This is a genomic window from Streptomyces sp. SID11385 (genome assembly GCF_010548245.1).
In the GTDB taxonomy this organism is placed as follows: Bacteria; Actinomycetota; Actinomycetes; order Streptomycetales; family Streptomycetaceae; genus Streptomyces.
The window spans coordinates 1-433 of record NZ_JAAGLR010000373.1 but is presented as its reverse complement, the minus strand read 5'-3'; the positions used below and the strand labels follow the sequence as shown (position 1 = coordinate 433).

Genomic DNA, 433 nt, shown 5'->3' with positions numbered 1-433 from the left:
TTGCCGAGCGGGCCATGACCTGATCGATCCGGGCCATCGGCAGGGACGCGGGAAAGCTGAAGGCGAACCCGCGCTCCGCCACGTTCAGCCGCGAGGTCAGCGGGGACAGGCCCCGGTCCTCGACCGTGCCGTTGAGGTCGCCCATCAGGACCACCTTCTCGGTCTTCTCGGCGGCCAGGGCCCGGCCCAGCAGAACGGCGCTCTCGTCCCGCAGGGAGGAGGCGAGTCCGCTCGTCCGGATGCGGACCGAAGGCAGGTGCGCGACATACGCCGCGACGTCACCGTGCGGGGTGCGGGCGACCGTGCGCAGCCCTCGGTTCCAGCCCGCCTCGATCCCGTCGGGCCTGATGTCCACCAGCCGGGTGCCGGAGAGCGGGTACTTGGACCAGAGCCCTACGGTGCCCCGGACCGCGTGGAACGGGTAGTCCGGGGC

The 433-nt window shown here is 72.1% G+C and carries 1 protein-coding gene; it reads right to left on the bottom strand.

Annotated elements, in window-relative coordinates:
• Positions 1-433 (bottom strand): endonuclease/exonuclease/phosphatase family protein (locus tag G3I42_RS11070; RefSeq protein ID WP_164284915.1); only part of this gene is annotated, 433 nt, incomplete at both ends.